Source organism: Streptomyces sp. Root1304 (assembly GCF_001426405.1).
Taxonomy (GTDB): Bacteria; Actinomycetota; Actinomycetes; order Streptomycetales; family Streptomycetaceae; genus Streptomyces.
This window is the reverse complement of sequence record NZ_LMEP01000007.1, coordinates 67982-89854: the sequence shown is the minus strand read 5'-3', so window position 1 is coordinate 89854 and position 21873 is coordinate 67982. Positions and strand designations below refer to the sequence as shown.

Sequence of the window (21873 nt, the reverse complement as noted above, 5' to 3'; positions counted from 1 at the left end):
GTACGGAGCGGGACTAAGGTCCTTCTCGGCACCGGCCTTCGGGCATATGCCGTTCCCGTGTCCACGGACTCACGGGAACGAGGAACGTACGTGAACCAGGAGTGCGCGTGAACGAGGACAGCGGCAACCCCGCCGAGTACCCGGAGTTCCGGCTGCGGCTGCCCGGCGGGGACGGCATCGGGCGGGCGGTCGGCGTCCTCCTCGACGCCGTCGGCACCAACGGGAGCCGCAAGTTCCTGGTCCGGGCCGGTTCGCCGGCCAGGGAGCACGTCATGCCGTCGTTCCCCAAGCACTTCAGCGGCACCTTCAGGCGGCGCGAGGAGCTGAGAGCCGCCGGAGTCCTCGCGCCGTCCGACCGCTGGCCCGGATGGCTGGAGCTGACCGCTGACGTCGAGTGCGGATCGCCGTCCGCCGCCGCCGAGATACTCGTCGGCGCCCCGCGCAACGGCTGGGAGGAGTGGCGCACCGAGGCGGGCACACCGCTGTCCGACTTCATGGAGGGCGTGCGTTCCGGGCCCAACCGGGCCTGGCTCGTACGCGGCTCGAACGTGGCGGGCAGTGACCTCGTCCACCGGCTCTGGCTCCCCGAGGGCAGGGTCACGCTGTCGGCCGCGCGGCTGCGCCAGGGAGTGGCGCAGGGGGCGAGCAAGGAGCGGCTGAGAGCGTTCGTCGAGGAGGACTACGGGACGACGGCGACCTACAACCAGAAGCTGGAGCTCGTCGACGAGCTGTACGCGTTCCTCTCCTGGATGAAACCGGGCGACACGGTGTGCGGCATCTCCGGGGGCCGCCTGTACGTGGGTGAGATCACCGGCACGGTCGAGCAGACCGCTTCCGAAGGCGGCCGCTCCAACCTGCGCCGCCCCGTCGACTGGCAGAGCAGCGGGTACGCCTACGACGAGCTTCCCGAGGAACTCCAGCAGAAGCTCTCGGCGCAGCACGACGTCGTCGACCTCACCTCCGTGCAGGCCCTCATCGACGGACTCGGCCGTACCGACGAGGAGCTCGCCGACGAGGCCGTGTCCCGGGAACGCGACCCGAGCGAGACCGTCCCGGCCCTCGCGGCCCGGCGTGAGCTGGAGCTTCCCGAGCCGGGCCAGGCCCTCGCCGACGAACTGCTCGTCCACGACGTGGAGTGGCTGCGCGAGGTGAAGGACCTCCTCTGGGACGAACGGCAGCTGGTGCTGTACGGCCCGCCGGGCACGGGCAAGACCCACCTGGCCCTCAAACTCGCCGAGTTCCTCGGAGGCGGGCCCGAACGGGTCAAGCTGGTGCAGTTCCACCCCTCGTACGCGTACGAGGACTTCTTCGAAGGGTTCCGCCCGAAGGAGGACCCCGACACCCGGGAGGTCGCCTTCCGGCTGACGGCGGGCCCGCTGCGGGAGCTCGCCGACCTCGCCTCCCGCGAAGGAAACCGCCACATCCCGCACTTCCTGATCATCGACGAGATCAACCGTGCGAATCTGGCCAAGGTCTTCGGAGAGCTCTACTTCCTCCTGGAGTACCGGAACAAGTCGGTCCGCCTGACTTACTCGGGCGACGACTTCGCCCTCCCGTCCAATCTCTTCGTCATCGGGACGATGAACACCGCCGACCGCTCCATCGCCCTTGTCGACGCGGCCATGCGCCGGCGCTTCGCCTTCGTGGAGCTCTCGCCGCGTACCGAGCCCACCCAGGGGCTGCTGCGCCGCTGGCTCGCGGCCCAGGACCGCGGACCCGAGCCGGCGGACCTGCTGGACGCGCTCAACTCCCGCATCGACGAACCCGATTTCCGCATCGGCCCCTCGTACCTGATGAAGAAGGCGGTCTACCGGGAAGGCGGCCTCGACCGCACCTGGCGCACCAAGATCCTTCCGCTCCTGGAGGAGCATCACTACGGAGAGGGAATCGACATCGCCAAGACCTACGGTCTCGAAGCCCTTCGCGCGACCATCGCACCGGCTGCCGGCCCGGCTGAGCCCGACGCGTGACCGGCATCCAGCTCGTCGAACACGCCCCGCACACCACCCATGACCTGCCGACGGCCATCGGCCGGGCACTCGCCGCCTCCCGGATCGTGGACGCGGCGCCCGACCCGTACCGGACCGGGGGATGGCGGCTGCGCGCGGGGAGCAAGGTCGGAGCCTTCGTGGTCAGGGCCCCGGGGGAGGACCCCGTCACCCTGAGAGTCACCCCGAAGGTGCCGATCGCCCACCTGTTCTTCCTCCTGGGGTACGCCCTGAACCCACGGATCCACCAAGAGGGCACGGTTGAGGTGTCGGCGCACACGGAACTGGTTCCCTTCTTCGCCCAGACCTACGAGAGGGCGCAGGAGCGAGCCCTGAGGCAAGGAGTGCTGCAGGGTTACCGGCACACGGAAGAGGCGTCCCCTGTCCTTCGCGGTCGGCTCAGGGAGACCGACCAGGTGCGCCGTCACCACGGCCGGCTGTTTCCCCTGGAAGTGGCCTACGACGAGTACACCACCGACATCCCCGAGAACCGGCTGCTGCGGGCGGCAACGGAGCGGCTGCTGAGTCTGCCCCGCGTCCCGGCCGGAGTACGGCGGTCCCTCCAGCACCAACGGGCCCGGCTCATCGACGCCGAGCCCCTGCTGCGCGGCGCCGCTCCGCCCCGGTGGCGGCCGAGCCGTCTGAACCTCCGCTACCAGCCCGCGCTGCGGCTGGCGGAGACCGTCCTGCGCCGCGAGTCGCCCGAGCACCTGCCGGGTGACGTCACCGTCGACGGATTCCTGCTCGACATGAACAAACTCTTCGAGGACTTCGTCTGCGTAGCCCTGCGTGAGGCCCTCGCCGCGTATGGCGGACACTGCGCGCTCCAGGCCAAGGGAGTGCATCTCGACGCGGACGGGACCATCCGCATGAGGCCGGATCTCCTCCGGTACGGGGACGGCGGCCGCCCGCTGAACGTGGCCGACGCCAAGTACAAGGCGCAGAAGCCCGACGGTTTCCCGGACGCCGACCTCTACCAGATGCTCGCCTACTGCACGGCGCTGGGTCTTCCCGAGGGGCATCTGATCTACGCCAGGGGCGGCGCGCTTCACGCCTCCCACCGTGTCCGGAACGCGGGGATCGTCATCCACCAGCACGTCCTGGACCTGGAAGGGCCGCCGGCGGAACTGCTCGGGACGGTCCGGGACCTTGCCCGCCTGATGGCCGAGGGCGCGGGACTCGCATCCCCCTAAGATCGTTTCGGCCGCGCCGCACGCCACGAGGTAAGGAGCCCACCGTGCCCCAGCTCGCCTTCGCGAACAGCTTCTGGGAGAGCTACGACGTGCTGGAGAAGCCCGTCAAAGCCGGAGTGCGCAAGGCGATGGCCAAGTTCCAACAGCTCACCGTCGCGGAACTGCACGCCGACAAGGGGCTTCACCTGGAGTCGGTGGACAAGGCGCGCGATCCACGGATGAGGACCATCCGGATCAACGACTTCTGGCGCGGAGTGGTCCTCGCCCCGAACGACGGCAGCGATGTCTTCCTCCTCATCAACGTCGTGCCGCACGACGACGCCTACAGCTGGGCGGCCAAGCGGCTCTACACGGTCAACACCGCCACCCGAGGCCTGGAGGTCCGCAACGTCGTCGCCATCGAGCAACTGACGCCGGCCCTGGAGGCGGCGGCGGCCACGGCCCCCGCCCTGCTCTTCGCCTCCCACTCGGACACCGTGCTGCGGGAACTCGGTATCGATGCACAGGTGTTGCGTGCCGTGCGCACGATCACGGACCAGGCACAGTTGGACGCGTTCGGCACCCTGCTTCCCGAGGACCAGTTCGAAGTCCTCCAGTACCTCGCGGAGGGCTTCAGCCCCGAAGAGGTCTACCGCGACGTCGTCACCGCACGGCGGCCCGCCGACGCTCCTGAAGACCCCGCGGACGACCTCGCGTCGGCGATCCTCCACACCAGAAGCCGCATCACACTCGTGACCGGGCCGGACGAGCTGGCCGAGATCCTGGAGAAGCCCTTCGACGCCTGGCGGGTCTTCCTCCACCCCTCCCAGCGGCGCGTCGCCTACCGTGTGTCCTACGGCGGACCGGCCCAGGTGACCGGAGGCCCGGGCACGGGCAAGACTGTTGTCGCCCTGCATCGCGTCAAGCACCTGTTGTCCCGCTCCGAGGACAGCCGGGTCCTGCTCACCACGTACACCAACGCTCTCGCGGCGAGCCTGCGCGAGAACCTCGCGCAGCTGCTCGACGGCGATGAGGCGCAGCTTCGCAGGGTCGACGTGACGACAGTGAACGCCTACGCGCACCGAGCCCTTCAGACAGCTGGCGGCCGGACGCCGTCCCTCGTCGGAGACCGTGAGGAGCGGCAGATCTGGCAGCGGGTCGGCAAACGCCTCGGCCTTCCGTGGCCGGAGCAGTTCCTCGCCCAGGAATATCGCCACGTCGTACTCGCCCAGGACATCGGCACGCTCGACGCCTACCGGGGCGCGGTGCGCAGAGGACGCGGCTCGGCGCTGCCCGTAGCCCAGCGAGAGCGGGTCTGGGAGGCGGTCGAGCTCTTCCGGGCCGAACTTGCTGCCCGAGGCGGCCGCACCCACCTCGATGTCTGCGCCCAGGCGGCACGGCTGCTGGAAGGGAAGGTCGCTTCGGACGGCCACGACTACGACCACGTGGTCGTCGATGAGGCGCAGGACCTGCATCCAGCCCAATGGCGGGTGCTGCGGGCAGCTGTGGGCCGTGGACCCGACGACCTCTTCATCACCGGTGACCCCCATCAGCGGATCTACGATTCCAGGGTCTCCCTGGTCTCACTGGGCATCACGGTGACCGGCCGGAGCGGTCGGCTGCGGATCAACTACCGCAGTACGGAGGAGATCCTCGGCTGGTCCACCGGCATTCTGAAGGAGATGGATGTCGAGGATCTCGGGGGCGACGGTGCGGACAGCCTCCTCGGTTACTGCTCGCTGCTCCACGGAGGACGCCCTCACGTCAGAGGTCATGCTTCCGAGCAGGCCGAAGTGGACGCGATCGTCGAGCGGATCGAGGAGTGGATCGGCCAAGGCATGCGCCCCGAGGAGATCGGGGTGTGCGCCCGCTTCCACCTGCTCCTGGACAAGGTGTACGACAGGCTCGCGGCTCGGGGCATTCCCGTGGTCCGGGTCAAGGAGGGACCGGGGGCGGGAACGGCAGGGGTGCGCCTCGCGACGATGCACGCGATGAAGGGGCTGGAGTTTCGTGGCGTCGGTGTACTCGGGGTTTCGGACGGCGCACTCCCGTTCGCCCGTGAGGTCACCGCGGCCGCGACGGACAGGCTGCAGAACGAGGCCGATCTGCTGCGTGAGCGGTGCCTGCTCTTCGTCGCCTGCACACGGGCCAGGGAAGCATTGCACGTGTCCTGGAGCGGAAAGCCCAGCCCGTTCGTGCCCCTGTCTTCCGAACTCCCCTGACCGGCCGACGGGTCACTCGCCGGAATCGTCCGCAGGAGGTGCAAGGGCTCCGTTGGTCAGCCCCTCCCGGGCCAGAGCGGCTGCCTCCTTCCCCAGTTCGGCCAGACTCGCGACGCGTTCCTCGAACTCTTGGAGAGAACGGAAGACGGCTCCGTAGCGACGCTGGTCGGCGACCGCCATCTGCGGGATGCGGGCCGCCCGCGCGTCCACACGGTGCGTTCCGCTGGTACTGGTCGAGCGGCGGACGTTGGACGCGCTCTGAAGAAAGCCGCGCAGGTAGTCCGTATCGAGTTGAGGACTCAGGGATTGGGGGCCGCCGGCGCCCGCCTCGATCAGTCCCGCTCGGGACAGATCCGCGAGGCTGACCGTGGCTGTGTCCAGAGAGTCTTCTCCCGCCGTTTCCCGCAAGGCCGGCAGGAGTGCGCCCAGCGCTTGGAGCTGCTGCTCGATCTCTTCGCGCAGGGACCAGTACTCCGCCCGGAAGTCCTGGGTGGAACGGTGGATGTGAAGGTTCGGCGTGAGGTCCACGGTCTCGTCGAGGAGGTCGATGAGGGGGATGTCGGCGACCTGGTCGCTGGTGGGTTCCAGTGGTCCGTCCGGATCGTTGCCCGTCAGGTCGACCATGCGGACGTGTGACGGAGTCGTGTCGTCCGGTTTCGGGCGGCGGAGGATCCAGAGCAGTACGGGGACGGAGTGCGAGGAGGCGACTCCACCCGGTAGCGCGATGACGTGGGCGAGGATTCCCCGCCGTACGAGTTCCGCCCGGATCCGGCGTCCAGCCTTGCGGTAGGCCACGGATGACGGCATGACGATCACCGTGCGGCCGCCAGGGGCGGTGTGGGCGTAACAGTGCTGGAGCCAGGCGAGCTCCCCCTCCGCCTTGGAGGGGGTGCCAAGCTCCCATCGTGCGTCGAGGAGCAGTTCCTCGCGCCCCCAGTCCGGGCCGACGGCGGGAGGCTCGCACACGACGAGGTCGGCGCGGAGCGAGGGCCAGGCATCCGCCCGCAGCGAGTCACCCGCTTGGATCACCGCATCGGCTCGGCCGCTCAACTTGGCTCGGAGTTCCGCGAACCGTGCTGCTGCGGGGTCGATCTCCTGCCCGCGAATGACCGTACTGCCGTCGTCCCCCGCAACCATGAGAAGGACCCCGATCCCGCAGGCGGGATCGAAGACGGTGGTGCCCTTGGGCAAAGGGCCCACAAAGTGAGCGACCGCCCGGGCGATCCTCGCCGAGGTCACCTGATCCGAGCCGCTGCGACGCGCCGAATCCTGAAAGCGTTCGACGAGTCCGTCGGCCACGTCGGTTGGTGTGGCGCTCTGTGCTGACGAGGCGACGATCGCAGCCGCTGCGGAGTCGAGACCAGACGGATTTCCCGTCGAAAGGAATGCTGCGACCGAAGACAGGCCGCTGATCATGTCATCGCCGAACGACGCGCGGAGCGCCTGCCAGAGCCGGACTTCGTCGGACACGTCATGGCTCTTCCGCTGGGTCGCGAGCCATGCCCGTACATCGGTAAGGGAAAACAGAGGTGTGCCCGAACTGCCTCCCGCCGGGGCGGGGAAGTCCTTGTGGCGGCGTCTCCAGTTCGACACAGCGGCTCGTGTCACGCCCGCGATGCGAGCGATCTCGGCCCCGGTGATCAAAGGGTCTACTGCACCCGCGTCATCCCTCATACGGAAACCGTACACGCCATTGCAGACACGCGGTAAGTGTTGGGCGTTGACGTCGTCAACGTGTTCATCTGGGACGGAAGTCATCCGCTTGTGCAGAGAACGTGAGCGGCGGTGGGATTCAGACCTTCATGACGGTGGCATGCCCGCGGCAAAGCGCTGTGAGGTCCTCAGGATCGGAAGTGAGGATCGTGGCCGGCCCTGGTGAGGCCAGTGCGGTGGCGGCGAGTATGGCGTCGATGGCGTACTTGTGGCCGTGCGGGCCGGCGTCGGCGAGCAGGATGGCGGCGTGGCGGGCGATCGGCTCGGTGATCGGTTCCACGACCAGGCGGGAGAGTGTCCACTCCAGGGCCGGGCGGTTGATGCGGGGGTGGGCCACTTCGACCAAGGCGGCTGCCGAGGTGATCACACGGAGGTCGTCGGTGCGGGCCAGGGCGAGCCGGGCGTGACCGTTTGGCGGGCAGGCGGCCGAGGCGATCACTTGAAGGCCGGCGTCACAAGCGACTGCGAGCGGCTTGCGGACCTCGTGGTCGCGTTGTGCAGTCTCGGCGAGCCTTCGCCGTCCGGCGAAAATGATCACGCTCGCGAGCTCGCCCCGCTTGGTGGCGGCCTCCGGGCCGTCGAGGGGCAGTACGCGTGCGTCGAAAGGCCGCGCGTAGCGCCCATGGCGCACGTAGTGCACATGGATCTTGAGTCCGTTTTGCGCGCCACGTGTTTCTGACCTGCGGTTTTCATTAACCTGTTTTTGGCTCTACATGTTTTCGATGACGCACCACGTGGAGTGCGTCGCGATTCTGGAGCCGGTGAAGAAGGACGCCTGACCTGAGCTCGTAGCTCGGGTCGCCGCATCCCTCCGGGTTGTCCCGGAGGGATGCGGGGGCTGCGCGTCGTTCCTCCGCAGGACAAAGCGGTCAGAGGGAAATAGGTTCGGTCTGCATGAGGCGGGCCGTTGTCGGTGCCGCGGCGTTCGAGTGCTTCGACGAGGAACGACATGGCCCAGGTCGACACTCACGGCGACACCGGAGCGGGACCGACGGCGCCGACCGCGAAACTCACCCTGCTCACGCTCACCGCGATGGTCGTCGGCTCCATGGTGGGGGCCGGCGTGTTCTCGCTCCCGCGGCGCTTCGCGCAGGAGACCGGCGTCGCGGGCGCGCTGATCGCCTGGTCGGTGGCGGGTCTGGGCATGCTGATGCTCGCCTTCGTCTTCCAGACCCTCGCCGTGCGCCGGCCGGACCTGGACGCGGGCGTCTACGCGTACGCCAAGGCCGGCTTCGGGGAGTACCTGGGCTTCTTCTCCGCCTTCGGGTACTGGGCGAGCGCGTGCGTCGGCAACGTGACGTACTGGGTGCTCATCATGTCGACGGTCGGCGCGATCGCGCCCGCCCTCGGTGACGGGGACACGGCACTCGCCATCATCCTGTCGTCCGCCGGACTGTGGGGGTTCTTCCTCCTCATCCGCCGGGGCGTGAAGGAGGCGACGGCGATCAACAGGATCGTGACCGTCGCCAAACTCGTCCCCATCATCGTCTTCATCCTCCTGGCGCTGTTCTACTTCGAGCCGTCCGTGTTCGCCGACAACTTCGGCGGCGCGGACTACGCCGGCTCTCTCTTCAACCAGGTCCGGGGCACGATGCTGGCCACCGTGCTCGTGTTCCTCGGCGTGGAGGGGGCCAGCGTCTACTCCCGGCACGCCAAGCGCCGGGAGGACGTGGGGCGGGCGACCCTGCTCGGATTCCTCAGCGTCTTCGCGATCTTCGCCTCCGTCACCATCGTGTCGTACGGCATCCTGCCCATGAGCGAGATCGCCGAGCTCCGGCAGCCTTCCATGGCCGGTGTCCTGGAGGCGGCCGTCGGCACCTGGGGCAAGGTCTTCGTGAGCGTCGGCCTCATCATCTCCGTCCTGGGCGCCTATCTGGCCTGGTCCCTCATGGCGGCGGAGGTCCTGTTCGTCGCCGCCAAGGACGAGGACATGCCCCGGTTCCTCGGCCGGTCGAGCGGGGACGACGTACCCGTCCCGGCGCTGCTCATGTCGACGGTTCTCAGCCAGGTGGTCCTGGTCGTCACGGCCTTCTCCGGCGACGCGTTCAACTTCGCCCTCGATCTGACCAGCGCTCTGAGCCTGATCCCGTTCCTGCTGGCGGCAGCCTTCGCGGTGAAGATCGCCCTGCGGCCGCGGCAGGAGGGAGTCGAGGGGCGGAGCACCCGGCGGGAACTCGTCGTCGCCCTCCTCGCGACCGTCTACACGGCGTTCCTCCTCTACGCGGCCGGGCTCAAGTTCGTCCTCGTCTCCTTCATCCTCTACGCCCCGGCCACCTTGCTGTTCGTCAAGGCCCGCCGGGAACAGAACCGGCGGCTGTTCTCACCGAAGGAGGCCGTCATCTGCGCCGTCTCCGTCGTGGGGGCCGTCGTCGGTGTCGTCGCCCTGGCCGCCGGCTGGATCGAACTGTGACCTGCCGGGCCCTCACCCGTCCGGAGCATCGGGGCCTCCCGTATCCGCCGCTTCACCGGAAAGGCTGCTCATGACCCTCCCCGAGACCGGTACCGGTACCGGTACCGGTACCGTGACCCCCGACCTCGGCGTTCACTCCGAGGTCGGACGCCTGCGCAAGGTGCTCGTCTGCTCCCCGGGACTCGCCCACCGCCGGCTCACCCCGACCAACTCCGACGATCTGCTCTTCGACGACGTCATGTGGGTGGAGAACGCCCAGCGCGACCACGCCGACTTCGTCGGCGAACTCACCCGGCGCGGCGTCGACGTCGTCGAACTGCACGACCTCCTCGCGGAGACCATGGCCCTCCCGGAAGCGAGGGACTGGCTCCTCGACCGGAAGATCGTCCCCAACGAGGTCGGACTCGGCCTGGTCGACGACACCCGGGCCTACCTCGAATCCCTCGCCCCGCGCCGGCTCGCCGAGTTCCTCATCGGCGGCCTGTCCACCGCCGACCTGCCGGAGGACTTCCGCTCCGGATACGTGTCGCTCGCCAGGGAGGGGGTCGGCGCACGGGAGTACCTGATGCCCCCGCTGCCCAACACCCTCTACACCCGCGACACCACCTGCTGGCTGTACGGGGGAGTCACGCTCAATCCGCTGTACTGGCCCGCCCGGCACGGCGAGACCCTGCTGATGAAGGCCGTCTACACCTTCCACCCGCACTACAGGGGCGCGACGGTCTGGTGGGGCGATCCCGAACAGGACTGGGGCCAGGCCACGTTCGAGGGCGGCGACATCATGCCCGTGGGCAACGGCGTCGTCCTCATGGGCATGAGCGAGCGGACCTCCCGTCAGGCCATCACCCAGGTCGCCCGGGCCCTCTTCGACCGCGGTGCGGCCGAGCACGTCGTCGTCGCCGGCATGCCGAAGCTCCGCTCCGCCATGCACCTCGACACCGTCTTCACCTTCGCGGACCGCGACGTCGTCACCCTCTACCCGAAGATCATGGACGCCGTGCGCACCTTCTCCCTGCGTCCTTCCGACAAGGCGCCGGGCGTCGAGATCACCGACGAGGGCGGTGCCGCGTTCGTGGACGTGGTGGCCAAGGCCCTCGGCCTGCCCCAGCTACGGGTGATCGGGACGGGTGGTGACGTCTACGCCTCGGAACGGCAGCAGTGGGACAGCGGCAACAACGCCGTCGCCCTGGAGCCGGGCGTCGTCTTCACGTACGACCGCAACACCCAGACGAACACGCTGCTCCGCGAGGCGGGCGTCGAGGTCATCACGATCGTCGGTGCCGAGCTGGGGCGCGGCCGCGGCGGCCACTGCATGACCTGCCCCCTGGTCCGCGACCCGGTCGCGTTCTGACGCGTACGAAGCGGCCGGGCGTACGAAGCGGCCGGGTCCCGTGGGGACCCGGCCGCTTCGTACGCGTCGGGCAACGTGTCAGGCAGCGGCTTCGGGGCCGGCCAGCTGCTCCGCGAGCTCCCGCTCGGCCTGCTCGGAGAGCGAGGTCTTGAGCACCTCTCCGCCGAAGGGGCTCATCGCGGCGGCGAACCGGTCCTCGGTGACCTTCGTGGCCATGACGACGACGGCGGCAGAGCCGGGGCCGAGCAGTTCACGGACGTTCTCGCGGAACTTGTTGTCGACCCCCATCTGCTGGAGCTTGCCGATCAGGCCTCCGGCGGCCGCGCCCACGACGCCGATCGCCGGGGTGAGGATGAGGATGCCGAAGACCATGCCCCACAGGGCGCCGGCGGTCGCCGACTTGGCGATCTCCTCGGTTCTGGCCGGTGTGTCCACATGGGTCTTGCCGTCCTCGTCGACCGATACGACGGCGAGTCCGGACAGTTCGACCACATGGTCCCTGGCCAGCCGCTGTACCTCGGCGAACGCTTTGTCGGCGACGGCACGGTCCTCGTAGCCGAGGACGATGAGTTCGGACATGTGCGATCTCCTTGTGAGGGGGCTTGCCGGTACCGCCGGGTCACGGGCAGCCGTCCCGGTCGTCCCGGGACGGCTGCCCGTCAGCAGCCCGTCAGTACCGCAGCACTCCGGCGATGTGTCCTTGGCCGGCCAGCGCCTCGTCGGGTACGAAGTGGATCTCGGCCCCCCGCTCCAGGGCCTGCTCGACGATCTCGTCGACCATGTCGTCCCGTGCTCCGGGGTGGTCGGCGGCCGCGGGTTCCAGATGGCCCCCCTCCTCCCGTACGACCGTGCGGTAGTGCTCCTCGACGGCCAGCAGCCGCACCCGCCCCTCCTGCACGGCCTGCCACACCTCGTCGAGTCCGCCGGCGAACTCCCTCCGGCCGCGTGCCGCCTCCAGCTCAGCGGCGATCGTGGCCGTCGACGCCGCCTCCCGCGCGGTGCGGACCGGCTCCACGGCCTTGGCGACAGCAGTGGCCGGACCGTCGGCGAGCCCTCCGTGCTGGACCGTGACCGCGCCCGCGCCCAGCGGGCCGAGCTCCTCCAGGAGCGCGAGAGCGGCGGCCGACCCGAGCACGTACAGCGGGCGGGGCGTGCGGTCGAGGACGGCACGCAGCTTGTCGTGCGCCTCGCGCAGAAACTGGCGGGTGGCCTCGTCCTGGAAGGTGCTGGGCAGGTCCCCGATACGTTGCTTGCGTTCCGCGTCCGGGTCGTCGAGGCTCCGCGCGAGCGGGAATCCGTCCCCGGAGTGCTCGGTGGCCTGTTCGGGGCTGCCGTCCCACAGGGAGACCCGGTCGGCGGCCACCGCGAGCGCCCAGTACGGCTGCTCGGCGGCCTGCGCCGATACGAGGTTGCGGGTGAGGAAGGTGTCGGCGAGCACCACGCGTTCGGGCACGGTGCGAGCGACCGACCACACGTGGTGCTCGCCCTGGGCCACGAAGATCACCAGACCGTCCTGGGCGCGGGCCGGATCGAGCTCTGCGACGGCCCGCCGCAGCCGGTCGACGATCTCCACGCGCCGCTCGCGCGGTACGTCGGGATCGTTCTCCAGCGCCTTCTCCGCCCGGGTCACGAGATTGCGCAGCCGCACGGAGTCCTGCGCCTTCTCCGGCTCGCGCCGGTGGGTCGGCATCAGCAGGGAGACGGCGGGATAGGGCCGGGGCCGGCGCAGCCCGGCGAGCTGGTCCGAGGTGAGCAGGGGGTCCATCGGATGCCTTCCTGGTGGTGGAGGTGCGCGGGGCGAGTACGCGACGGATTCGGGGGACGTTCGTGGAGCCGGCGGGGGTCCGTCGCGGCCGGACCGCGCTATTGCAGCCCGGCGAGCTGTTCCGCGAGTTCCTTCTCGTCCTCGTCGCTGAGCGAGGTCTTGAGGACGGTGCCGCCGTGCTGGTGCATCGCCGCCGTGAACTTGTCGTCGCTGACCTTGGAAGCCATGATCACGACCGCGGCGGTCCCGGGTTTCAGCAGATCTCCCACCTGCTGACGGAACTGGTCGTCGATGCCGGACCTGCTCAGCCTGCCCACGAGGCCACCGAGCGCGGCCCCGGTCAGGAGACCGAGGCCGGGAACGAGGAACAGCATGCCGAAGATCGCGCCCCACACGGCTCCGGTGGCCGTGCCGGCGCCGACGGCGCGGCTGTCCGAGTCGACGTGGGTCTGTCCGTCCTCGTCGACCTCGACGACCGCCAGACCGTTGAGGTGCACGACGTAGTCGCGCTGGAGCTCCCGCACGGTGTCGAACGCCCTGTCCGCCACGTCGACGTCGTCGTAGCCGATGACGATGAGCTCGCCCACTTCCGCCTCCTCGGTCCGGCGCCCTTCCTGATGATCCGCCGCCGAGCGATTCATTCGAAAAGGCACGTCATACCGAGACTGCCCCGATATGCGGGAGGCCGCTACTCGGTCCGGTGAGGACCTCCGGGGAGGGGGCGGGGGAGGGGATGGGGGAGGGAGCGGGGAAGGCCGAAGGCCGGGTAGACGCTCGTGTCGCGGAACCAGGTGATCGCGGTGATCGCGTCCCGGTCCGCGGTGAGGACGACCAGTCCGTACGGGCGGGCGATGGCGGCGAGCGGTGTGGGCAGGTAACAGCCCAGCGCGTGCTGGCCGTTGGCCCGTACGGGGACGGCGCGCAGCGGTACTCCGCGGGCCTGCTCGCGGTCGGCCAGGAAGACCCGGATCGACTCGCGGCCGTGGTGCTGCTGCGGCTCGGGCGGCATGGTCAGCCAGGAGTCCTCGGCGAGCAGGGCGATCACGGCATCGGTGTCGCCGGCCTCCAGGGCCGTGGCGAACAGTCCCGCCAGTTCCCGCTCGCGGGCCGAGCCCGCGGCCGCGGCGGGCCGGTGGCCGGGCTCCGCCCGGTGTTCGCGCAGCACCGCCCGGCCGTGCTGGAGGGCCGTGACGAAGGTCAGGCTCACCGACTCGCGCAGCTCGTACCGTGCCTCGGGGCCCGGCTGCCGGTCGGGGAGGGCGTCGAGCAGGTCCTCCAGAAGGTGGTCGGGGTAGGGCTGGAGCCAGACCGGCTCGCCGAACCGGGTCGGTTCCGGCAGCGCCGACGCGGTCCTGACGGCAGCGGCCGGCTGCGGGCGAACCCGCACGCCGAGCCCGGCCGGCACCGCGGCCGGGCCTCGCCCCCCTCAGCCGACGTGGACGCGGGGGCGGCGGGCGCGGTCCGGTTCCGCTTCGCGGAGGACCTCGCGGGTCACCGGGGCCACCTCGCCCTGACCCAGGAGGAAGAAGCGGAGGAAGTTGGCGAAGGGGTTGCCCTCGGTCCACTCGAAGTAGATGTGGGGGCGGGTGCCGGTGGTGTCGCGGGCGTGGAGGAGCAGGGCCGCGAGGGCGTTGGGGACCGAGGAGCTCTCGACGGTGAGGACCCGGTAGCGGTCGTGGAGGACCTCGCCGCGGACGGTGAGCCCGGCCTCGAACTCGGAGGGGTCGGTGACGGTGACCTCGACGAAGACGAAGTCCTCCGTGGTCGGGAGGTCGTTGTCGGCGCGGATCTGCTCGATCTTCTCCCGGTACTCCGCGATGTCGCGGCGGTCGGGTTCGTTGGCGATGAACCGGGCCGTCCGGCGGGAGATGTCCTGGATGAAGCGTTCGCCCATCTCGTCGACCTCGACATGGGTCACGCGCAGTTCGAAGGCGCGGCCCAGCCGGGAGAGGAGGGAGATCAGGATGATGCCGGCGATGAAGCAGGCACCGATCTTGACGCCGTCCGGGCGCTCGATGACGTTGACGACCGTCGTGTAGAGGAAGACGGCCGAGATCACGCCGAAGCCGATCGTCCAGCCGCGCTGGCCGGCCTTGCGCGCGGCGATCGTCACCGCGATGGCCGCCGAGCAGATCAGGACCAGGACGCCGGTGGCGTACGCGCCGCCCTGGGCGTCGACGTCGGCGTCGAAGATCCAGGTGACCAGGAAGGCGACCAGGGTGAAGACGAGCACCATCGGGCGCACGGCGCGGGCCCAGTGCGGGGCCATGCCGTACTTGGGCAGGTAGCGGGGCATCAGGTTGAGCAGGCCGGCCATGGCCGAGGCGCCCGCGAACCAGAGGATCGCGATGGTCGAGACGTCGTAGACCGTGCCGAAGGTGTTGCCCAGGTACTGGTGCGCCAGGAAGGCGAGCGCGCGGCCGTTGGCCTGGCCGCCGGACTCGAACTCCTTCTCCGGGATCAGCACGGTGGTGATGAAGCTGGTGCAGATGAGGAAGACGCTCATGATCACAGCGGCCGTGGTGAGGAGCTTCTTCGTGTCCCGGATACGGCCGGTGGGGTGCTCCTCGGTGTCGTCCGGGTCGCCCTTGACGTGCGGCATGACCGCGACGCCGGTCTCGAACCCGGACAGACCGAGCGCCAGCTTGGGGAAGACGAGCAGCGCGACGCCGACCATCGCGAACACGTTGCCGTGCTCGGCGGTCAGGGCGTCGGCCCAGTCGGTGACGACATGGCCCTCGGTGAGCACGTGCCAGAAGCCGGTGATCACGACGACCACGTTGAGCGTCAGATAGAGGCCGACGAGCGCGACGGCCACCCCGATGGCTTCCAGGAAACCCTTGAGGAACACCGCGCCGAGCAGGGCGATCAGCACCAGGGTGATGATCATCTGCTTGTTGTGGAGGGCCTCCGCGAGGTGCGGGTTCTCGACGAGGTGGGTCGACGCGTCCGCGGCCGACAGCGTGATGGTGATGAGGAAGTCGGTCGCCGCGAAGCCCAGCAGGGTGAGGACGAACAGCTTGCCCTTCCAGAAGGAGAGCAGGCGCGACAGCATCGAGATCGAGCCCTCGCCGCGCGGGCTCTCCTCGGCCACCCGCCGGTAGACCGGCAGCGCGCCGGCCAGGGTGACGATCACGAGCACGATCGTGGCCACGGGGGAGAGGAGACCGGCGGCCAGGGCGGCGATGCCGGGCTGGTAGCCGAGCGTCGAGAAGTAGTCGACACCGGTCAGGCACATCACCCGCCACCAGCGCTGGCCCTTGTGCCCGGCGTCCGGGGCGGGTTCCGCGGGACGGGAGGGCTTGCCCTTGCCCATGTCGGACAGCCCCTCCAGCATCCACGCGCGCAGCCTGCCGCCGCGCGTCTCGTTCGGGATGGCCATCGGGTGCTCCTGGGCGTGCTCGGACAGTGGTTCGGCCGCCGGACGGGCGGCCGAGTCAGCCTAAGCAGCCGGAGATGCCCTGATCCGTCCGTGGGCGTAAGGGAAGCGTCAAGATCGCCCGGTCGGGCGTCGGATGTCTCACATGCGCAGGCCGCGGGCCGTGTGGCCGGCCCGGTCGTCGGGACCGCTTCGGAGGCGCTTCTGGTTAGCTTCGGGGTCGCTCGGGGGTCGCTCGGGGGCCGGTGCCGCCGTCGGGTCCGGCATTGCCTTCGTCTTCATTCATTGCAACGAAGCGTTGCGTTCGGTCGCAGCGTCATTGCATCAATTCCTTGCCGTTGAGCTGGAGTTACGTCAAACCGTGATTGACGGAGCTTCCTGAAACGCCGTAGCTTTCACATTGTGTAAACGTGTATCGACGCGAAGTGAGGAATGGCCATGAGTGAATCCCCGTACACCGTCGCGGCGCTGCCGACGGAGCGTCGGCCCGGTTGCCCCTTCGACCCGCCCGCGGAGCTGGTCGACGCCCGCGGTCACGGCCCGATCAGCCGCTGCGCCCACCCCGGCGGCAAGCCCGGCTGGCTGATCACCGGATACGACCTGGTCCGGTCCGTCCTGGCCGATCCGCGCTTCAGCTCGCGCAAGGACCTGTTGAACGTCGTCGACTTCGAGCTTCCGCCGGCGCCGCCCGGCGAGTTCCTCCTCATGGACGAGCCGCAGCACAGCCGCTACCGGAAACCGCTGGTGGGCCGGTTCACCGCACGCCGGATGCGCCTGCTGACCGAGCGGGTCGAGCAGATCACCGCCGAGTGTCTGGACGCCATGGAACAGGCGGGGCCGTCGACGGACCTCGTGACCGCGTTCGCCAAGCCCATCCCCATGATCATCATCTGTGAGCTGCTCGGGGTCCCGTACGAGGACCGGGACTCGTTCCAGGAACAGATCGACAAGTTCATGGGCGGATCGGTGAGCGACGAGGAGCTGATCGCCGCCTACACCGCGACCCAGGAGTACCTGGCGCGGCTGGTGGCGGCCAAGCGCGCCCACCCCACCGACGACGTGCTCAGCGAACTCACCGACAGCGATCTGACCGACGAGGAACTGAAGGGGATCAGCCTGATCCTGCTCGCGGCCGGGTTCGACACCACCGCGAACATGCTGTCCCTCGGCACCTTCGCACTCCTGCGGAACCCGGAGCAGCTGGCCGCGCTGCGCGCCGACCCCAAGCTCATCGACCCGGCCGTGGAGGAGCTGCTGCGCTATCTGACCGTCGCCAAGTCGTTCATGCGGACGGCGCTGGAGGACGTCGAGGTGGGCGGGCAGACCATCGAGGCGGGTACGACGGTCGTCCTCTCGTACCACATGGCCGACCACGACCCCGAGCGCTTCACCGACCCCCACGTGCTCGACCTCGGGCGTCAGGACGGCGGACACCTGGCCTTCGGCCACGGCATCCACCTGTGCCTGGGCCACCAGCTCGCCCGGGTCGAGATGCGGGTCGCCTTCGCCGCGCTCCTCGACCGCTTCCCCACGCTCCGTCTGGCCGTACCGGCCGAGGAGGTCGTCCTGCGCCCGGAGACCGCGGACATCTTCGGGGTGAAGAGCCTCCCGGTCACCTGGGACGCGTGACCGCGAGCGGTGACGGACGGAGCGCCGGCCGGTGACGGGCGGACCGTGCGCCCCCGTCCGTCTCCCCACGTGAGGCGGCCCGCACGTCCCCGTCCGTCACCCCACGTGAGGCGGACCGCGCGCCCCCGTCCGTCACCCCATGTGAGCCCGTGCGGCCCCCCTGCCGTAGAAGACCCGTCAAGAGCGGCCCGCGCGCCGTATGAGGGGCGTTAACGAGCGCCGACCCCCGGCTGGAAAGCGGTTTTCTCATCTCGTCAGAGAATCCGTTCTTCCTTCTTCTCCGGGAGCTCACGATGGCCGACGTGGCCTTCGTCGTCACCACGGTCGCGGTCTTCGCGCTGGTGGCCCTCATCGCCAGGGGGGTGGCGAAGCTGTGAGTGCCGAGAACATCGTCGGCCTGCTCGTGGCCGCCGCCCTGCTGGGATATCTCGTCCTCGCCCTCGTCAAGCCGGAGAGGTTCTGAGTACGGATATGAGTCCCGTCCTCGCTGGGCTTCTCCAGCTTCTCGCGCTGGTCGTCGCGCTCGGTCTGTCGTACCGGCCGCTGGGCGATCACATGGCGCGGGTCTACTCCTCCGACAGGCATCTGCGGGTGGAGAAGTGGATCTACAAGGTCATTGGTGCCGACCCGTCGGTGGAGATGCGCTGGCCCGCGTATCTGCGCGGTGTCCTCGCCTTCTCCGCCGTGAGCGTCCTCTTCCTCTACCTGCTCCAGCGGCTCCAGGGCGCGCTGCCGGGCTCGCTCGGCTTCGTGTCGATCGACCCGGACCAGGCGTTCAACACGGCCGCGTCGTTCGTGGCGAACACGAACTGGCAGTCGTACTACGGCGAGCAGGCCATGGGGCACGTCGTCCAGACCGGCGGGCTGGCGGTGCAGAACTTCGTCTCGGCGGCGGTGGGCATCGCGGTCGCGGTGGCTCTGGTCCGTGGTTTCGCCCGGTCGCGGACGGGAGAGCTGGGTAATTTCTGGGCCGATCTGGTCCGTGGTGTCGTCCGGATCCTGCTGCCCATCGCGGTGATCGGCGCGCTCGTGCTGGTGGCGTGCGGCGCGATCCAGAACTTCTCCGGCATTCACGAGGTCGGTCAGTTCGGTGGTGGGTCGCAGCAGTGGAACGGTGGGGCGGTGGCCTCGCAGGAGGTCATCAAGGAACTGGGTACGAACGGTGGCGGTTACTTCAACGCCAATTCGGCCCACCCCTTCGAGAACCCCAACGGGCTGTCGAACCTCTTCGAGATCTATCTGATCCTCGTCATTCCCTTCGCGCTCACCCGGACCTTCGGCCGAATGGTCGGTTCGCTGAAGCAGGGGTACGCGATCCTCGGCACGATGGCCACGATCTGGCTGCTGTTCACGGGGCTGATGCTGTGGACCGAGTTCGCGGGCAAGGGGCCGGCGTTCGAGCTGGCCGGCGGGGCGATGGAGGGCAAGGAGACCCGGTTCGGGATCGCCGGCTCGGCGCTCTTCTCGGTCGCGACCACGCTCACTTCCACCGGCGCGGTGAACTCCTTCCATTCCTCGAACACCGGCTTCGGCGGCGGAATCGACCTGCTGGGGATGCAGTTGGGTGAGATCGCGCCGGGTGGTGTCGGCTCCGGTCTCTACGGGATGCTGGTCATGGCGGTCATCGCGGTGTTCATCGCCGGTCTGATGGTCGGCCGCACGCCGGAGTATCTGGGGAAGAAGATCGGCACCCGTGAGATCAAGTTCGCGGCCTGCTACATCCTGGTCACCCCGGCTCTCGTTCTCGGTTTCACCGCCGTCGCCATGGCGCTGGACACGCCGTCGCACTCGATGACGAACTCCGGCGCGCACGGATTCTCCGAGATCCTCTACGCCTATACGTCCGGGGCGAACAACAACGGCTCGGCGTTCGCGGGTCTGAACGCGGACACCCAGTGGTTCAACTCGACCATCGGTATCGCGATGCTCCTGGGCCGGTTCCTGCCGATGGTGTTCGTCCTCGCGCTGGCCGGGTCGCTCGCCGAGCAGACGCCCGTCCCCGAGACGGCGGGCACGCTGCGGACCGAGAAGCCGCTGTTCACGGGCCTGCTGGTCGGCACGATCCTGATCATCACCGGTCTCACCTACTTCCCGGCCCTCGCGCTGGGACCGCTCGCCGAAGGGCTCGCAGCATGAGCACCATCACTCCCACCCGGCCTCCGCACGCGGAGACGCCCGGCGGCCGTCCGGCCGAGGCCGGACGCGTCGGCGGGGGACTGTTCGACCCCAAGCAACTGCTCACGTCCCTCCCCGACGCGGTCAGGAAGCTCGATCCCCGGGTGATGGTCAAGTCGCCCGTGATGTTCGTGGTGCTGGTGGGTTCGGTGGTGACCACTGTGCTGGCGGTCATGAACCCGGGGGACTGGTTCGGCTGGGCGATCACGGTCTGGCTGTGGCTGACGACGATCTTCGCCAATCTGGCGGAGGCGGTGGCCGAGGGCCGGGGCAAGGCGCAGGCGGACACTCTGCGCAAGGCCAAGACCGACACCGTTGCCCGCCGTCTGACCACGGACGGCAGGAGCGAGGAACAGATCGCGGGGACCGAGCTGCGGATCGGGGACCTGGTGGTCTGCGAGGCCGGCGACGTCATCCCCGGCGACGGTGACGTCGTCGAGGGCGTCGCGTCGGTCGACGAGTCCGCGATCACCGGCGAGTCCGCGCCCGTGATCCGGGAGTCCGGCGGTGACCGGTGCGCGGTGACGGGTGGTACGAAGGTGCTCTCGGACCGGATCGTCATCAAGATCACGACGAAGCCGGGCGAGACCTTCATCGACCGGATGATCAACCTGGTCGAGGGCGCCGCCCGGCAGAAGACGCCGAACGAGATCGCCCTCAACATCCTGCTCGCGTCGCTGACGATCGTCTTCCTGCTGGCCGTGGTCACGCTGAAGCCGTTCGCGGTCTACGCCGGCGCCGACAAGCAGACCTCGATGATCGTCCTCGCCGCCCTGCTCGTCTGCCTGATCCCGACCACCATCGGTGCGCTGCTCTCCGCGATCGGCATCGCGGGCATGGACCGCCTCGTCCAGCGCAACGTCCTCGCCATGTCCGGCCGCGCGGTCGAGGCGGCGGGCGACGTCTCCACGCTGCTGCTGGACAAGACGGGCACGATCACGCTCGGCAACCGGCAGGCGGCCGAGTTCGTCCCCGTGAAGGGCACCACGGCGGCCGAACTCGCCGACGCCGCCCAGCTCTCCTCCCTCGCCGACGAGACCCCCGAGGGCCGCTCGATCGTCGTCCTCGCGAAGGAGAAGTACGGGCTGCGCGAGCGTCACCAGGGCGAACTGGCCGGCGCCGCCTGGATCGAGTTCACCGCCCAGACCCGCATGTCCGGTGTCGACGTCGACGGGCGCAAGGTCCGCAAGGGCGCGACCGGCTCGGTCGTGGCCTGGGTGGAGGAGCGCGGCGGCCGTGTCGCGGAGGACGCGCAGGCGCTCACGGACCGGATCTCCCAGGCCGGCGGCACCCCGCTCCTCGTGGCACTGGAGGACGACAAGGGCGCCCGCGTTCTCGGTGTGATCCACCTGAAGGACGTGGTGAAGGAGGGCATGCGGGAGCGGTTCGACGAGCTGCGCCGGATGGGCATCAAGACGATCATGATCACGGGTGACAACCCGCTGACCGCGAAGGCCATCGCCGAGGAGGCCGGTGTCGACGACTTCCTCGCCGAGGCCACTCCCGAGGACAAGATGGCCCTCATCAAGCGCGAGCAGGCGGGCGGGAAGCTCGTCGCGATGACCGGCGACGGCACCAACGACGCACCCGCGCTCGCGCAGGCGGATGTGGGTGTCGCGATGAACACGGGCACGTCGGCCGCGAAGGAGGCCGGCAACATGGTCGACCTCGACTCCAACCCGACCAAGCTGATCGAGATCGTCGAGATCGGGAAGCAACTCCTCATCACCCGGGGGGCGTTGACGACGTTCTCGATCGCCAACGACGTGGCGAAGTACTTCGCGATCATTCCCGCGATGTTCGCCGTCGCCTACCCGTCGCTGGACAAGCTCAACATCATGGGCCTGGCCTCGCCCGAGTCCGCGATCCTCTCCGCCGTCGTCTTCAACGCCCTGATCATCGTCGCCCTCGTCCCCCTCGCCCTCAAGGGCGTCCGCTACCGGCCCTCCAGTGCCGACTCGATGCTCCGGCGGAACCTCGGGATCTACGGACTCGGCGGGCTGATCGCCCCGTTCATCGGCATCAAGATCATCGACATGCTCCTCTCCCTCATCCCCGGAATCGGCTGA

16 protein-coding genes are annotated in these 21873 nt (G+C 69.2%); 9 read left to right on the top strand and 7 right to left on the bottom strand.

All coding sequences use genetic code 11. The annotated features are described in order from the left end of the window. Window positions 1-107 precede the first annotated feature (107 nt). Genes ASD33_RS11500 through ASD33_RS11490 form a run of 3 tightly spaced genes read left to right on the top strand, consistent with a single transcriptional unit; the run spans window position 108 to window position 5382 of the window. Window positions 108-1970, top strand: coding sequence for a DUF4357 domain-containing protein (locus ASD33_RS11500; RefSeq protein WP_056557545.1), 1863 nt, complete (start codon window positions 108-110; stop codon window positions 1968-1970). Further along, the gene (locus tag ASD33_RS11495; protein WP_056557543.1) at window positions 1967-3181 is read left to right on the top strand and encodes a restriction endonuclease; all 1215 of its coding nucleotides are present in this window, start codon (window positions 1967-1969) and stop codon (window positions 3179-3181) included. The genes ASD33_RS11500 and ASD33_RS11495 overlap by 4 nt, the downstream gene beginning before the upstream one ends. 44 nt (window positions 3182-3225) lie before the next feature. Further along, on the top strand, window positions 3226-5382 hold the full coding sequence (locus tag ASD33_RS11490) for a DEAD/DEAH box helicase (protein WP_056557541.1): 2157 nt from the start codon (window positions 3226-3228) through the stop codon (window positions 5380-5382). A gap of 12 nt (window positions 5383-5394) precedes the next feature. Here ASD33_RS11490 and ASD33_RS11485 read toward each other — a convergent pair whose 3' ends face one another. After that, complete coding sequence (locus ASD33_RS11485) at window positions 5395-7056, bottom strand: N-6 DNA methylase (protein WP_056557539.1); 1662 nt, start codon at window positions 7054-7056, stop codon at window positions 5395-5397. A gap of 118 nt (window positions 7057-7174) precedes the next feature. Continuing rightward, window positions 7175-7534 (bottom strand): PIN domain-containing protein, encoded by a 360-nt coding sequence (locus ASD33_RS11480; protein WP_056557616.1) that lies wholly within the window; start codon window positions 7532-7534, stop codon window positions 7175-7177. A 510-nt stretch (window positions 7535-8044) separates the two neighbouring features. Here ASD33_RS11480 and ASD33_RS11475 point away from each other — a divergent pair. Next, window positions 8045-9505 (top strand): basic amino acid/polyamine antiporter, encoded by a 1461-nt coding sequence (locus ASD33_RS11475; RefSeq protein ID WP_056557537.1) that lies wholly within the window; start codon window positions 8045-8047, stop codon window positions 9503-9505. Window positions 9506-9575: 70 nt separating this feature from the next. Beyond that, window positions 9576-10856, top strand: a complete 1281-nt coding sequence (locus tag ASD33_RS11470; RefSeq protein ID WP_056557534.1) for an arginine deiminase — start codon at window positions 9576-9578, stop codon at window positions 10854-10856. 78 nt (window positions 10857-10934) lie between these two features. On the opposite strand, the gene ASD33_RS11465 is transcribed toward ASD33_RS11470, so the two are convergent. From ASD33_RS11465 to ASD33_RS11445, 5 genes are all read right to left on the bottom strand, one after another. Then, window positions 10935-11435 carry a DUF1269 domain-containing protein gene (locus tag ASD33_RS11465; protein ID WP_056557532.1) on the bottom strand — a complete coding sequence of 167 codons (501 nt, stop codon included), beginning with the start codon at window positions 11433-11435 and terminating at the stop codon, window positions 10935-10937. 91 nt (window positions 11436-11526) lie between these two features. Further along, window positions 11527-12621: a hypothetical protein gene (locus ASD33_RS11460; RefSeq protein WP_056557530.1), complete on the bottom strand. Its 1095-nt coding sequence runs from the start codon at window positions 12619-12621 to the stop codon at window positions 11527-11529. 98 nt (window positions 12622-12719) lie between these two features. Beyond that, on the bottom strand, window positions 12720-13208 hold the full coding sequence (locus ASD33_RS11455) for a DUF1269 domain-containing protein (protein WP_056557528.1): 489 nt from the start codon (window positions 13206-13208) through the stop codon (window positions 12720-12722). Between the two features lie 101 nt (window positions 13209-13309). Further along, window positions 13310-14008 (bottom strand): hypothetical protein, encoded by a 699-nt coding sequence (locus ASD33_RS11450; protein ID WP_157870025.1) that lies wholly within the window; start codon window positions 14006-14008, stop codon window positions 13310-13312. A 39-nt stretch (window positions 14009-14047) separates the two neighbouring features. Beyond that, entirely contained in the window at window positions 14048-16003 is a 1956-nt protein-coding gene (locus ASD33_RS11445) for an APC family permease (protein ID WP_056557523.1), read from the bottom strand. 435 nt (window positions 16004-16438) lie between these two features. Between ASD33_RS11445 and ASD33_RS11440 the strand changes: the two genes are divergently transcribed. The 4 genes from ASD33_RS11440 (at window position 16439) to kdpB (ending at window position 21873) form a co-directional block, all read left to right on the top strand. Beyond that, window positions 16439-17629 (top strand): cytochrome P450, encoded by a 1191-nt coding sequence (locus ASD33_RS11440; protein ID WP_056557522.1) that lies wholly within the window; start codon window positions 16439-16441, stop codon window positions 17627-17629. A gap of 373 nt (window positions 17630-18002) precedes the next feature. Next, complete coding sequence (gene kdpF / locus ASD33_RS11435) at window positions 18003-18092, top strand: K(+)-transporting ATPase subunit F (RefSeq protein WP_033204243.1); 90 nt, start codon at window positions 18003-18005, stop codon at window positions 18090-18092. 8 nt (window positions 18093-18100) lie between these two features. Further along, a complete protein-coding gene (gene kdpA / locus ASD33_RS11430) occupies window positions 18101-19765 on the top strand; it encodes a potassium-transporting ATPase subunit KdpA (RefSeq protein WP_056557519.1) in 1665 nt (554 codons plus the stop codon). Next, on the top strand, window positions 19762-21873 hold the full coding sequence (gene kdpB, locus ASD33_RS11425) for a potassium-transporting ATPase subunit KdpB (protein WP_056557517.1): 2112 nt from the start codon (window positions 19762-19764) through the stop codon (window positions 21871-21873). The genes kdpA and kdpB overlap by 4 nt, the downstream gene beginning before the upstream one ends.